We start from the raw sequence: 13584 nt of genomic DNA on the forward strand, positions 1-13584 counted from the left end.
AGAAGACTTGGATCAGATCGCTTTCAGCGTGCCCTTGGGCAGGGTTGCGGCAATCGCACCTTTCTGGAACTTCAGTTCGACGGTGTCGGACACTTCCAGCACCACGAAATCATCACTGACTTTGGTGATCTTGCCGGCGATACCGCCAGTGGTGACCACTTCGTCGCCTTTCTGCAGGCCGCCGAGCAGGTTCTTCTGCTCTTTGGCACGCTTGGCCTGTGGCCGCCAGATCATGAAGTAGAAGATGACCAGAAAGCCGACCAGGAAAATCCATTCGAAACCAGAACCGACAGGGCCGGCAGCCGGTGCAGCTGCGTCCGCGTAGGCGGCGGGGATCAGAAAGCTCATTCAGCGCTCCATTCGACGTGAATCGTCAATTATTGAATTGGGTCCAGAGGCGGCACGGGAAGCCCGCGCCGGGCATAGAAGGCGTCGACAAAGGCGGCCAATTTACCCTGTTGGATAGCCTCGCGCAAACCAGCCATCAAGCGCTGATAATGGCGCAAGTTATGGATGGTATTGAGCATGCTACTCAGCATTTCGCCGCACTTGTCCAAGTGGTGGAGGTAAGCGCGGGAGAAGTTTTTGCAGGTGTAGCAATCGCAAGTTGGGTCCAGCGACGAGGTATCGTGACGATGAACCGCGTTGCGGATCTTCAGTACACCAGTATCGATGAACAAGTGCCCGTTGCGCGCATTGCGGGTTGGCATCACGCAGTCGAACATGTCGACGCCTCGGCGCACACCCTCAACGAGGTCCTCGGGTTTGCCAACCCCCATAAGGTAACGAGGTTTGTCTGCTGGCAAATGGCCGGGCAAGTAGTCCAGCACCTTGATCATTTCTTCCTTGGGCTCTCCCACCGACAGGCCACCGATGGCCAGGCCGTCGAAGCCGATTTTCTCGAGGCCTTCGAGGGAGCGCAGGCGAAGGTCCTGGTGCATGCCGCCCTGCACGATACCGAACAGCGCCGCGGTGTTGTCGCCGTGAGCATCCTTGGAACGTTGCGCCCAGCGCAGCGACAGCTCCATGGAAGTGCGGGCCACGTCATGGGTGGCCGGGTAAGGCGTGCACTCGTCGAAGATCATCACGATGTCCGAGCCCAGGTCACGCTGCACCTGCATCGACTCTTCCGGCCCCATGAACACCTTGGAACCGTCCACAGGCGAGGCGAACGTCACGCCTTCTTCCTTGATTTTGCGCATGGCGCCCAGGCTGAACACCTGGAAGCCGCCGGAATCGGTGAGGATCGGGCCTTTCCATTGGGTGAACTCGTGCAGCCCACCGTGCGCCTTGACCACTTCCATGCCGGGGCGCAACCACAGGTGGAAGGTGTTGCCCAGAATGATCTCGGCCCCGGTGGCCTCGATGTCCCGGGGCAGCATGCCCTTGACCGTGCCGTAGGTGCCCACCGGCATGAACGCCGGAGTTTCCACGGTGCCACGGGGGAAAGTCAGGCGGCCGCGACGGGCCTTGCCGTCGGTGGCCAGCAATTCGAACTGCATACGGCAGGTACGGGTCATGGATGATCCTCGACGGCGCTGCCCTGAGGACCTTCCGGCGCCGGATTGCGGGTGATGAACATGGCATCACCGTAACTGAAGAAGCGGTACTCCCCGGCAATGGCGGCGGCATAGGCCGCCATGGTCTGGGGATAACCGGCGAACGCGGAAACCAGCATCAGCAGTGTGGATTCCGGCAAATGGAAATTGGTGACCAGCGCGTCGACCACATGGAACGGCCGGCCGGGGTAAAGGAAGATGTCGGTATCGCCACTGAACGGCTTGAGCTCGCCATCCCGCGCGGCGCTCTCCAGCGAGCGCACGCTGGTTGTACCTACCGCGATCACCCGCCCTCCCCTCGCCTTGCAGGCCTTTACGGCCTCCACCACCTCGGCGCTCACTTGAAGCCACTCTTTATGCATGGTGTGGTCTTCGATCCGCTCCACGCGCACCGGCTGGAACGTACCCGCGCCCACGTGCAGGGTCACAAAGGTAGTTTCTACGCCTTTGGCACGAATCGCCTCCAGCAAGGGCTCATCGAAATGCAGCCCGGCCGTAGGCGCGGCCACAGCACCGGCGTGCTGCGCGTACACGGTTTGATACCGCTCGCGGTCAGCGCTTTCATCCGGGCGGTCGATGTAGGGTGGCAGCGGCATATGCCCTACCTGCTCCAGCAGCGGGAGCACGGGCTGGTCAAATTGCAGCTCGAACAACGTATCGTGCCGGGCCACCATGGTCGCCTGCCCGCCGCCGTCTATAAGGAGGGTGGTGCCAGGCTTGGGCGCCTTGCTGGCGCGCACATGGGCCAGCACTTCGCGCAGGCCGGTTACGCGCTCTACGAGTATCTCGACCTTGCCGCCGCTGGCCTTCTGGCCAAACAGCCGCGCGGGAATCACCCGGGTGTTGTTGAACACCATCAGGTCGCCTGGGCGCACGTATTCCAGCAGATCGGCAAACTGCCGATGGGCCAGGTTACCCGTAGAGCCGTCGAGCACCAGCAACCGGCTGGCACGCCGTTCCGCCAGCGGATGGCGGGCGATCAGGGCATCGGGAAGGTCAAAGGAAAAATCAGCGACACGCATGTTGGGGCACGAAGGATCAGCAGGGCCGGAAAGTCTAGCGGAATTATGCGTTTATGACCATGAAAGCTGATTGACCAACGGTCGAGACGTCTCTATACTTCGCCGCCAGCAAGCCCTGATGGCGGAATTGGTAGACGCGGCGGATTCAAAATCCGTTTTCGAAAGGAGTGGGAGTTCGAGTCTCCCTCGGGGCACCAAACAGCAACACCTCCGAGCGATGAGTCGCTCGGATCGAAAAACCGGCCCTTGAGCCGGTTTTTTTGTGCCTGGAATTGGGTTTAGCGCGCCGTCTCCCGGGCGACGGCAGAATGACCAATTTATCGTTACAGATAGTCGCCACTCTCCCGCATCCATCCCAGCTATAGCTTAGTCGGAAATCCGTCTAAGCTATGGATCTAGCCGAGGAAACGGACTATGCCTGCGGATACCTACGGCATTCATGCCGCCAAAACACATTTGTCACAGCTGGTCGAGGACGCACTCGCCGGGCGCGAAGTCATCATCGCTCGCAATGGCCAACCTTTGATTCGCCTGGAGGTAATCGCCGATGTCCGGCCGAAGAAGCCACGTATCGGCGGATTGAAAGGCCGTACGTTCGATGACGTTGCGTTCGATACGATGAGCGAGGAAATAGCCGACCTGTTCGAGGGGAAAGCGTGAAGTACCTGCTCGACACTCACTTGCTCGCCTGGGCAATGATCGACTCACCCAAACTCTCGAACCGCGCCCGCGCCATCATTATAGAACCCTCGAATACACTTTATTTCAGCGTCGTGAGCCTATGGGAGCTTGCCATCAAAGGCCGTGTTGAACAGGTCGGCATAAGCGCCGCTGAGTTGCGAGAAGAACTGCTCGCAGCCGGCTACGAGGAGCTACCCATAATCGCTGCCCACACCTTGGGAGTCGCAACCCTCCCACCGATACACCGCGACCCCTTCGACCGGCTGTTGATTGCTACAGCCGCCAGCTACATGGGGGGAATGACCTTGCCCACCCATGACGCAACGGTCGCACAATACGCTTCCACGATTGTTCACGTCTGACATTGCGCAGGCAAGGCGAAGCCCTGCCCTCGCGCAAAACGCTCCAAAGCAGAACGTTGCAAACAGTGGGGCCAGGCCAGCCATCCCACACACGCTCGCGCATGGCATGACCCATGCCCTACACTCACAGGGCCGTACTGATAAGGAAGCCCCTGATGAGCGAACCACTCACCCCTCAAACCATAACGATCATCAAATCCACAGCGCCCGCCCTGCAAAAGCATGGGGTAGAGATCACAACCCGCATGTACGAGCGCCTGTTTGTCGATCCCGAGGTAAAAGCCCTGTTCGACGAAGCCGCGCAAAAGTCCGGCGAGCAGCCCAAGCGCCTGGCTGCTGCCATTCTGGCGTTCGCCAATAACGTGGACCGGCTGGACGTGATCCAGAGCGCGGTGGATAACATCTGCTCCCGTCATGTGGCCACGCATGTGAAAGCCGAACATTATCCCGCTGTTGCGAATGCCTTGTTGCCTGCCATCAAGGACGTGCTCGGCGAAGCCGCCACCGACGATATCCTCCAGGCCTGGGGCCAGGCGTATTGGTACCTGGCCAATGTGATGATCGAGCGGGAAAAAGCCCTGTACGAGAAGGCTGGCGAAGCTTGACCGGCCCTGTGCTGAAGGTGCCCTACCGCTGCAACCCCCGCGTCATCCTCAGCGCCAGCACGCTCCCCGCCGCGATCACTGCAGCCAGCAGGTACAACGCCATGTCGGTGGAGCCGGTAGTGTCTTTCACAAAGCCCACGATGTAGGGGCTGAGGAAGCCTGCCATCTGCCCCATGGAGTTGATCAGCGCGAGCCCGCCCGCCGCCGCGCCGGCGCTGAGCATGGCAGTAGGCACGGGCCAGAACATCGGCAGGCCGGTCAGCGCGCCCATGGTGGCAATGGTAAGGCCCAGGATCGCGATGGCTGGCGTGGCAGTGAAGTTCACGGCAATCAGCAAGCCCACAGCGCCCATCAGCATCGGTACCGCCAAGTGCCAGCGGCGCTCCTTGCGCAGGTCCGCGGAACGGCCGACCAGCAGCATGAAGACGGCCGCGAGCAGATACGGGATCGCACTGAGCCAGCCGATGACCAGGTTATCGGCGAAACCGAGGTTCTTGATGATCGAAGGCAGCCAGAAGTTGATCGCGTATACGCCGCTCTGGATACAGAAGTAAATCAGCCCGAACGCCCAGATGGCGGGGTTTCGAAACACTTCCTGGAGGGCGCTCTTCTCGGTTTTCGGCTTGTTCGCCAGATCCAGGGCTTGATCCGCTTCCAGCACGCTGCGCTCGTGAGCGGTAAGCCAGCGGGCGCTGGCGAAGTTGTCACTCAAGAGGAAATACGCCAGTACCCCCAGCACTACCGTAGGGATGCCTTGCAACAGGAACATCCATTGCCAGCCCGAAAGCCCGCCCTGCCCGGCCGCGAAGTGATTGAGAATCCAGCCGGAAAATGGGCTGCCCAACAAGCCCGATACCGGGATTGCGGACATGAACAACGCCATGATCCGCCCACGGCGGAACGTAGGGAACCACTGCGAAAGGTACAGCACCACGCCAGGGAAGAAGCCAGCCTCAGCCGCCCCTGTGAAAAGGCGCAAGGTATAGAAATGGGTAGGCGTAGAAACGAACAGCAGGCAGGTAGACAACGTGCCCCACACGATCATCATCAAGGCGATCCAGCGGCGCGGCCCGAATCGCGTGAGCGCCAGGTTGCTCGGCACACCGCACAGCACGTAACCGATGAAGAAAATCCCGGCGCCCAGGCCGTAGACAGTTTCGCTGAATTTCAAATCGTCGAGCATCTGCAGCTTGGCAAAGCCAACGTTCACCCGGTCGAGGTAGTTGAACAGGTAGCAGATGAAAATAAACGGGATGAGCCGCAAGGTAACGCGCTTGTACACGGCGTTCTTGGTGTCATCGTTGGGGGCGGCGCTCTGTGACATGGCGTTCTCTCTTTATTATGTTTTTTCGCACTGCGAGGGTAACGTTAGTGGCCCCCTGAGTCTCGACCACACCGTACGGGCGTGTCTTTGTGCGTGTGCACAGCGATCGGCGCACCGGGCTGTGCTCTGGAACAATCCACCCTACTCGCTACAAGGGACCTGCCATGTTTGAACTCGATCACGACCTCGCCCAGGAAATCGTCGATCGCACCATGGCCATCCTGCCCTCCAATGTGAACGTAATGGACAGCCAGGGCTTGATCCTGGGCAGTGGTGAAGCCGGCCGCATCAACACCCGGCATGAAGGGGCACAGCTTGTTCTGGCCAATGCTCGTGTGGTGGAGATCGACGAGCAGACCGCCCGGCAGCTCAAGGGTGTACAGCCGGGCATCAACCTGCCGCTGATGCACGACGACCAGTTGATCGGTGTACTCGGCATCACCGGTGAGCCTGAATTATTGCGCACCTACGCGGCGCTGGTACGAATGGCCGCTGAAATGCTGGTGAGCCAGCGGCACCAGCAAGCCGAGCAGCACTGGCGCAAGCGACGCTGTGAGGATGTACTGGCGTTGTTGCTGGCAGAGCAAGGCGACTCGCCGCGCCTGCTGGACGAAGCGCGGCAACTGGGCCTTAAACCGGATCTGGGCCGTACCCCCTACCTGTTCGAACTGGGCGCAGGGCAGACCGCCGATGCGTTGTGCGCTTGGCTCTCGGCGCGTTACCCCGACAGCTGGTGCATCAGCGTGGGGCCATTTTCCCTCCTGTGGTGCCGGCCTGCCGCAGTGGCGGTAGATACCCCACGCCTGCTAGGCAAACTCGCGGGCCAAGGCTGGGCCATTGCGCGGGTCGCGGTGGGCTGCCCTACAGACGGGCTGAACGGTGTGCGCCGGGGCTATCGCCAGGTGAGCGACCTGCTCGGCTATGGCCGAGACGTAATGCCCCATACGCGTGTACTCCCGCTTACCCGTTACCGTTTGCCTGCCATGCTGTGGCGCTATCGCAGCGAGGATGGCCTCGACGATCTGGTGCACCCGTTGCGCAAGCTTTCAGCCGAAGATGCCAGCGGCCAGTTGCTGGCGACGCTGCGCAGTTGGTGCGAGCACGAAGGGCAGAGCCAGGCATGTGCCCAGGCAATGGGCATCCATCGCAACAGCCTGCGGTATCGAATGGACCGCATTGCCGAAGTCAGTGGGATGGACCCGTCAACACTCAGCGGCATGTCCAGCCTGTACCTGGGCCTGCAATTGCTACCTCAGGGTTTGTACAAATGAACAACGCGCCTCACCTCAGGGTTGTGCAACCGACCGGCGTTATCGGGCGGACCAACTGGCAGCATGGGGGGCATAACAACAGGAGACGCCCATGAAAATCATCATCGCCCCAGACTCATTCAAGGACAGCCTGAGCGCCGCGGATGTAGCCGAGGCCATTGCGCAAGGCCTGGCGCAGGTTTGGCCAGAGGCTGACCTGGTTCAGCTGCCCATGGCCGATGGTGGTGAGGGGACGGTGGAGTCGGTGCTCTCGGCCTGCGACGGCCAATGGCGAAGCCAGCCCGTACAAGGCCCGTTGGGCACAACCGTACAGGCACGCTGGGGCTGGCTGGCAGCAAGCCGCACAGCGATCATCGAAATGGCCGAAGCCAGTGGCTTGCAACTGTTGACGCGCGAGCAGCGTGACGCCTGCACCACCAGCACCTACGGTACCGGTGAACTGATCCGCGCCGCACTCGACGCCGGCGCGCACCGCATCATTCTCGCGATCGGTGGCAGCGCTACCAATGATGGCGGCGCCGGGGCGATGCAGGCCCTCGGTGTAAAACTGCTCGATACCCAAGGCGACCCACTGCCGCGTGGCGGGCTGGCGCTGGCGAAACTGGCCCGTATCAATCTGGAACACATGGACACCCGCCTTTCCCAAGTGCGTTTCGAGATCGCGGCCGACGTGAATAACCCGCTGTGCGGGCCTCACGGCGCTTCCGCGATCTTTGGCCCACAAAAAGGCGCCAGTCCTGAACAGGTAGAGCTGCTTGACGCCGCGCTCAGCCACTTCGCCGAACACTGTGCCAAGGTACTTCCCAGAGATGTACGCGACGAGCCCGGCAGCGGCGCCGCCGGTGGCCTGGGGTTCGCGGCAAAGGCGTTCCTGGAGGCGCAGTTTCGGCCTGGTGTTGACGTGGTGGCCGAGCTGGTCGAGCTGGAACAGGCGATAGTAGGGGCGGACCTGGTTATTACCGGCGAGGGCCGCTTCGACACTCAGACCCTTCGTGGCAAAACACCGTTCGGGGTAGCGCAAGTTGCTCAACGGCACCATGTACCGGTTGTGGTAATTGCTGGCACACTTGGCGAGGGTTACGAGCAAATGTACCACCATGGTGTCGATGCGGCGTTCAGCCTGCTGCCCGGGCCAATGACACTTGAACAAGCCTGCCACGAAGCCCCTCGATTATTACGTGAGCGGGCCAGAGATATAGCGCGAACATGGCAACTTGCGGCGCAACGATAAGGCTTCAATCTGTAGCAGCAACGCTTGCGTGCGACAACGCGCTGCACGGTTCTTATATAAGTCAGACGATTATTTGGTATAGCTCGCGAATAAAAATCAAGTTCAGGTTCGCGGGCGTTGCCCGCTCCTACAATTCTCAAAATCCTGCGCTCAGAGGCTCGATTGCCGCACTGATTTCTGACGCCAATAGAATGTCAATAAATATTTTTCACCGATAGTGGCACATCACCACTATTTGTCTGTAGAGTGTATCAACACTTCCACAAACAGCTGCGAACATGAAGTACGCCAACCTGCCATGGACGATGCTGCTGGCCTTTTTTACCGTGGCTACAGCGGTTGCAGATACCAGCGTGAGCACCACTCAAAGCCTTTCCCAGCACCCGGCATTAAACCATGCCGAGGTGGCGGGCCTGGTGGTGGGGCAAACTGTTACCCAGAACGGCCGGGCTTTCTATGACAGTTTCGCCACCGCCTGGGCCGAGAAAGACGAAAGCGGTCGCTTTACCGTCACCGTGATCGAACGGCCCACCGCCCGCCTCGGTAGCCAGATGTTCGTGGACTACGGCAACCGCCGGATCGTACAGGTGTTCCTGCCGCCCAACCGCGCTTTGATACCCGCGCTGGGCGCCGATGCTGCAGCCCAGGTGTTCCAGGCCATTCTTGATTACCAGCTGGCACAATTTTTCGGCGACCCGGACATGGGGCGCGATGAGCTATGAAAGGACTCCCCATGCACCGTTTACCTGCTGTTCTGCTGAGCCTGGCGATAGCGCCGTTTGTATCGAACAGCGTACAAGCCAGCGAGCTGACCTATGTGCCCGTGAACCCTTCGTTCGGCGGCAACCCGTTGAACGGGCCCGTACTGCTCAACCAGGCCACTGCGCAAAACAAGTTCACGGAACACTCTTCTTCGTCGAGTTCAGCAGCCCAAAGCACGCTGTCGCAATTCAACAGCATGCTGCAAAGCGCGATCATGAGCCGGGTATCTTCTGCAGTCACTTCCAGCATTGTTGGTACCGACGGGAAACTTACGCCTGGCGTAGTTGAAACCACCGACTTCACCATTTCGATCACGAATATTTCGGCGGGCGTACTGCAAATTACCACGACCGACAAAACAACCGGCCAAAGTACTTCGTTCCAGATCAATCAGTAAGCCTGCGTCTTTTCTAAAGCGTTTGCTGTAAACCTTGCTGTAGAACCTGTTGCACTTACGTGTGCAACGTGCGGGTGCGTTTGCCTGCGCAAAACCAAAACATATAACTAAACCGGGAAAAGGAATATCTCCATGCTCGCACGTAAATCGCTCATCGCTGTTGCCGTAATGGCTGCTCTGTCGGGTACCGCTTTCGCCGGTAACGGCACCGTCAACACCAACCAGAATGGCTCCAGCAACGCCACCACCATCGGCCAAGCCGGTTCGATCAACTCCACCGTGAACGTGATCCAGAACGGCAAGGGCAACACCGCTGGTACCGCAGGCAAGGCTGTTAGCCAGGCATCGAGCGACAGCACCCTGAGCATCACCCAGCTGAACGACTCCAACACTGCCGCTGCCAGCCAGACTGGCAACCAGAACACCGGCAGCATCGCTCAGACCGGCGGTACTTCGAATGGCGGCTGGGGCGCCCCTCGCGTTGACAACCGCCAGTCGGCCGATCTGAGCCAGGCAGGCGCCTGGAACAACGGCAGCATCTCTCAGATCGCCAACACTGGCGGTACCAGCGCTACCCTGTCCCAGGACGGCACCGGCAACACCGGCGCGGTCGTTCAGGAAGCTTCGGCCAAGAGCGCCGCCAAGCTGACCCAGAAAAACGACCAGAACCAGGGTTACATTACCCAGAAGAACAACACCAACGCCAACGCCACCTTGAGCCAGGCGGGTAACAACAACCTGGGCGCCATCACCCAGACCAACACCACCGACGCTACCGCTACCGTGAGCCAGGCTGGCAACCAGAACAAGGCCTGGGCTACCCAGACCAACCTGGTGGGCACCTCCACCAAGGCCGCAGTCGCCCAGGACGGTACCAGCAACACCGCTACCGTAAACCAGGACTGGAGCTTCTACAGCAACGCTACCGTTACCCAGAGCGGCACCGCCAACTCGGGTACCGTTTACCAGTACAACGCTGACTTCAGCAATGCCGCCCTGACCCAGACCGGTGCCAACAACACCGGCTACCTGAGCCAGAAAGACGCAGTCAGCGGCAAGCTCACCGCCAAGCAGAACGGCAACTACAACACCGTCACTGCCACCCAGAAAGGCGAAAACCTGACCGCCAGCATCAGCCAGACCGGCACCAGCAACACTGTGAGCAGCAGCCAGAACGGCAACCGCCTTGGCGCTGACATCACCCAGAGCGGCAACGACAACACCGTCGCCAGCACCCAGACCGGCAGCTACAACGAAGAAACCCTGCTGCAAACCGCCGGTAGCAACAACCTGATCACCGTCAACCAGAGCGGCGCAGGCACCTACGGCAACGCCAACGCTGCCAACGTGACCCAGACCGGCAGCTTCCTGACCGCCAACGTCGTTCAGACCGGCGGCGCAGGCAACACCGCGACCATCTCCCAGCGTTAATCCAGGTTGTACCCCGCCGGTTCGCCGGCGGGGCTTTTTCGGAGCAAGACCATGCGCGCCCGCTCGCTTTCATTGATGATTTTCGCCGCGGTAATACTGGCTGGCTGTGCCACTTCGCGCCCGGCGGGCACCATTTCTCCGGCGACCCTTTCGCCACCGACACACAGCACGCGCGACCTTGCGCAACTGCCTCCGCCCGCGGGCCTTATTTCCGTTGCGGTATACGGCATGCGTGACCAGACCGGCCAATACAAACCGTCGCCGGACAGTTCGTTTTCTACATCGGTAACCCAAGGCGCCGCGTCGCTGCTGGTTACCGCGCTGCGCGATTCGCACTGGTTCAAACCGGTGGAACGCGAAAACCTGCAAGACCTGCTCACCGAGCGCAAGATCATCCGCGCCCTTGAGCAGCCGCAGGACAAGGCCCAGGTGCAACTGCCACCGCTGCGCCCGGCCAACCTGATCATCGAGGGCGCGATCGTCGCCTACGAAAGCAACGTGCGCACCGGTGGTATCGGCGTGCGTTACCTGGGCATCGGCCCTTCGGACCTCTACCGCCAGGACCAGGTGACCATCAACCTGCGCGCGGTGGACATTCGCAGCGGCGAGATCATCCAGAGCGTCACCACCACCAAAACCGTGTTTTCCATTCAGCTGGATTTCGGCGTGTTCAAGTTCGTGTCGTTGCGCCACTTGCTGGAAGTGGAAACCGGCTTGTCGCGTAACGAACCTGTGCAGCAATGCGTGCGTGAAGCCATCGAAGCGGGCCTGATCCATTTGATCGCCCAGGGCGCGCGGGACGGCAGCTGGCACTTGAAAGACCCGACCCAACTCGATCAGCCACTGCTGCAAGGGTATCTGCGCGCCTATGACGAGCAGACCATGAACCTGCCGATCAGCGCCGCCGATCAAGGCACCTTCAAAGGAATGAATGATGTGCAACGTCCGTAGACCGCGCTGGATGGGGTTGGCTGCCGCGTTACTGCTTGCCAGCGCGCTGGGCAGCCATGCCGCCGACCTGGTACCCGAAGCTCGCTATGCCGGGATCGCGCCGGCGGGCAGCCGCGTCGACCTGTCTCAGATCGGCACCAACAACCGTGCCACTGTGGACCAGAGCGGTACCCGCCAACGGTTGGTGCAGGTTCAAAGCGGCACCGCCAACGTTGCCTCCATCAGCCAGAGCGGTAACTACAACGCCGCCATCGCTCAGCAATCGGGTTACGGCAACGTGCTGGACCTGACCCAGAGCGGCTACAACAACCAGGCCGCCGTGGTGCAGGCCGGCACCGCCAACCAGGCGAACGTGGTACAAAGCGGCGCCTACAACCAGGCGTATGTGGGCCAGTACGGGCAAGGCAACCAGGCCAACGTGAGCCAGAACGGCTTCGGCGGCACGGTGATCGTGAACCAGTACGGCAATAACATGAACGCTACCGTGACCCAGCAGTGAGCCCGATGATCGACTTTTCCCAGCTGGCCGTGTTCATCGATACCCAGCGCGACGGCGCCGCCATGATCATCAGCCCACACATTGAAAACCCCACCCCGCTCAACCTGCGCTATCGCATGACGATCAGCCAGCAAAGCGCTGGCGGCACCTCCAATGTGAACCAGCAGGGCGAGATTGAAACCGGCGTGGTGCCCTCCTCCGTGCGGCTGAGCCTGCCCGCGGGGGCTACCTGCACGGTGCACCTGGAAGTGCTCCAGGGCGATGTGATGGTCAAGGCCCTGGATCAGCGCTGCGACCCGTAGAACGCTCCTTACCTTGTAGGCGCAGGCGCAAGCCTGCGGATTCCCAGGCTCCGCTTGGTCCTACAGGTCTTAGAGGTTCAAGTCAGGGAATGAGCTTCAATTCACGCAAGCGCTCGAACACGTCGAAGAACGCGTCATCACTGGCCTGATAAGCCAGGAAGCCCAGCCGGCGGCTCTTGGACATATCCGTCACCACTTCGATTGGCCGGCCAAGGTCGGCATCGGTGTGCCAGGGCGAGGTCAGCCGGGTGATGTCGGCTTCGGCCAGCCCGTACTGCTGCGCCATGGCCTTCCATACCGGCGCATCGTCAGCCATTTGCTGCTCGAGCGGCTGCACGGTGCCGTCGAACGGCGCGGCCTCGACGCCAAACCACTCTGCCAGCCGGGGCCACATCCATTTCCAGCGGAACACGTCGCCATTGACGATATTGAACGCTTCGTTGGCGGCGGCCGGCGTGGTGGATGCCCATAGCAGTTGGCGGGCCAACTGGCGAGCGTCGGTCATGTCGGTGAGGCTGTTCCACTGCACCTCGGATCCTGGGAAGCGGAAGGGCCGGCCCGTGTGGCGGCAGATGCTGGCGTACACCGCCAACGTGGTTGCCATGTTCATGGCATTGCCCACCGCCACGCCGGTAACGGTATGTGGCCGGTGGACGCTCCAGGTGAAGCCGTCCTTCTCGGCGGCGGCGTACACTTCGTCTTCCTGGGCATAGTAAAAGTTATCGACGTCAAGCCGTGGCTGCTCCTCGCGGAATGGCGTTTGCGGCAGGGTGCCTTTGCCATAGGCCTCGAAGGGCCCGAGGTAATGCTTGAGGCCCGTCACCAGAGCCACATGGCGAACACTGCCCGCCGGACGCAACGCCTCCAGCAGGTTGCGCACCATGGCGGCATTGACCTTGATATTTTCCGCCTCGGTTGCCTGGCGAGACCAGGTGGTAATAAATACGTGAGTAGGCGCCTGGCCTGCGAGGGCGCGGCTGAGGTCGGCGGGGGCCATCAGGTTGGCGGCAACCGGGGTGAACCCATCACGTGCCTGTGGCTGGCGCGCCAGCCCTGCGACATTCCAGCCTTCGCTGATCAACAGATCGGTAATGGCGCTGCCAACGATACCGCTGGCGCCCACCACTAGTGCTTGATTTGCCATGCTAGGTTCCTCTATCAAAATCACGCCACGGCCTTGGCCGTAG

Annotated in this window: 16 protein-coding genes and 1 tRNA gene; 12 read left to right on the plus strand and 5 right to left on the minus strand. The window is 60.9% G+C overall.

Translation table 11 applies throughout. The features are described from left to right. Positions 1 to 12 precede the first annotated feature (12 nt). Genes yajC through queA form a run of 3 tightly spaced genes read right to left on the minus strand, consistent with a single transcriptional unit; the run spans position 13 to position 2581 of the window. Positions 13 to 348, minus strand: coding sequence for a preprotein translocase subunit YajC (yajC, locus tag AC3Z8Y_RS19240; protein ID WP_181111334.1), 336 nt, complete (start codon positions 346 to 348; stop codon positions 13 to 15). 29 nt (positions 349 to 377) lie between these two features. Next, on the minus strand, positions 378 to 1502 hold the full coding sequence (tgt, locus tag AC3Z8Y_RS19245; protein WP_181111759.1) for a tRNA guanosine(34) transglycosylase Tgt: 1125 nt from the start codon (positions 1500 to 1502) through the stop codon (positions 378 to 380). Positions 1503 to 1516: 14 nt separating this feature from the next. Continuing rightward, positions 1517 to 2581, minus strand: coding sequence for a tRNA preQ1(34) S-adenosylmethionine ribosyltransferase-isomerase QueA (gene queA, locus AC3Z8Y_RS19250; protein ID WP_490087165.1), 1065 nt, complete (start codon positions 2579 to 2581; stop codon positions 1517 to 1519). A gap of 112 nt (positions 2582 to 2693) precedes the next feature. Between queA and AC3Z8Y_RS19255 the strand changes: the two genes are divergently transcribed. The 4 genes from AC3Z8Y_RS19255 (at position 2694) to AC3Z8Y_RS19270 (ending at position 4229) form a co-directional block, all read left to right on the plus strand. Next, a tRNA-Leu gene (locus tag AC3Z8Y_RS19255) sits at positions 2694 to 2778 on the plus strand. 217 nt (positions 2779 to 2995) lie between these two features. Further along, the gene (locus AC3Z8Y_RS19260) at positions 2996 to 3241 is read left to right on the plus strand and encodes a type II toxin-antitoxin system Phd/YefM family antitoxin (RefSeq protein ID WP_225772051.1); all 246 of its coding nucleotides are present in this window, start codon (positions 2996 to 2998) and stop codon (positions 3239 to 3241) included. Next, the gene (locus AC3Z8Y_RS19265; RefSeq protein WP_490087166.1) at positions 3238 to 3624 is read left to right on the plus strand and encodes a type II toxin-antitoxin system VapC family toxin; all 387 of its coding nucleotides are present in this window, start codon (positions 3238 to 3240) and stop codon (positions 3622 to 3624) included. The genes AC3Z8Y_RS19260 and AC3Z8Y_RS19265 overlap by 4 nt, the downstream gene beginning before the upstream one ends. A 155-nt stretch (positions 3625 to 3779) precedes the next feature. Then, complete coding sequence (locus AC3Z8Y_RS19270) at positions 3780 to 4229, plus strand: globin domain-containing protein (protein WP_490087167.1); 450 nt, start codon at positions 3780 to 3782, stop codon at positions 4227 to 4229. Between the two features lie 22 nt (positions 4230 to 4251). On the opposite strand, the gene AC3Z8Y_RS19275 is transcribed toward AC3Z8Y_RS19270, so the two are convergent. Then, on the minus strand, positions 4252 to 5553 hold the full coding sequence (locus AC3Z8Y_RS19275) for an MFS transporter (RefSeq protein WP_181111329.1): 1302 nt from the start codon (positions 5551 to 5553) through the stop codon (positions 4252 to 4254). Positions 5554 to 5717: 164 nt separating this feature from the next. Between AC3Z8Y_RS19275 and AC3Z8Y_RS19280 the strand changes: the two genes are divergently transcribed. The 8 genes from AC3Z8Y_RS19280 (at position 5718) to csgH (ending at position 12397) form a co-directional block, all read left to right on the plus strand. After that, positions 5718 to 6824: a sugar diacid recognition domain-containing protein gene (locus AC3Z8Y_RS19280; protein ID WP_490087168.1), complete on the plus strand. Its 1107-nt coding sequence runs from the start codon at positions 5718 to 5720 to the stop codon at positions 6822 to 6824. 91 nt (positions 6825 to 6915) lie between these two features. Beyond that, positions 6916 to 8055 carry a glycerate kinase gene (locus tag AC3Z8Y_RS19285; protein WP_490087169.1) on the plus strand — a complete coding sequence of 380 codons (1140 nt, stop codon included), beginning with the start codon at positions 6916 to 6918 and terminating at the stop codon, positions 8053 to 8055. Positions 8056 to 8333: 278 nt separating this feature from the next. Next, entirely contained in the window at positions 8334 to 8777 is a 444-nt protein-coding gene (locus AC3Z8Y_RS19290; protein ID WP_490087170.1) for a CsgE family curli-type amyloid fiber assembly protein, read from the plus strand. An 11-nt stretch (positions 8778 to 8788) separates the two neighbouring features. Next, positions 8789 to 9214, plus strand: a complete 426-nt coding sequence (locus tag AC3Z8Y_RS19295; RefSeq protein ID WP_490087171.1) for a curli assembly protein CsgF — start codon at positions 8789 to 8791, stop codon at positions 9212 to 9214. A 132-nt stretch (positions 9215 to 9346) separates the two neighbouring features. Next, complete coding sequence (locus tag AC3Z8Y_RS19300; protein ID WP_490087172.1) at positions 9347 to 10645, plus strand: beta strand repeat-containing protein; 1299 nt, start codon at positions 9347 to 9349, stop codon at positions 10643 to 10645. Positions 10646 to 10696: 51 nt separating this feature from the next. Then, positions 10697 to 11596 carry a CsgG/HfaB family protein gene (locus AC3Z8Y_RS19305; protein WP_490087173.1) on the plus strand — a complete coding sequence of 300 codons (900 nt, stop codon included), beginning with the start codon at positions 10697 to 10699 and terminating at the stop codon, positions 11594 to 11596. Then, positions 11580 to 12095, plus strand: coding sequence for a curlin-associated protein (locus tag AC3Z8Y_RS19310; RefSeq protein ID WP_490087174.1), 516 nt, complete (start codon positions 11580 to 11582; stop codon positions 12093 to 12095). Before AC3Z8Y_RS19305 ends, AC3Z8Y_RS19310 begins: the two co-directional genes overlap by 17 nt. Before the next feature lie 5 nt (positions 12096 to 12100). Then, positions 12101 to 12397, plus strand: coding sequence for a curli-like amyloid fiber formation chaperone CsgH (csgH, locus tag AC3Z8Y_RS19315; protein WP_490087175.1), 297 nt, complete (start codon positions 12101 to 12103; stop codon positions 12395 to 12397). 82 nt (positions 12398 to 12479) lie between these two features. Here the strand turns inward: csgH and AC3Z8Y_RS19320 are convergent, their stop codons facing one another. After that, the gene (locus AC3Z8Y_RS19320; protein WP_490087176.1) at positions 12480 to 13541 is read right to left on the minus strand and encodes an SDR family oxidoreductase; all 1062 of its coding nucleotides are present in this window, start codon (positions 13539 to 13541) and stop codon (positions 12480 to 12482) included. Positions 13542 to 13584 lie beyond the last annotated feature (43 nt).

The sequence above is a fragment of the Pseudomonas sp. 3MAES_34.3B genome (genome assembly GCF_058145875.1).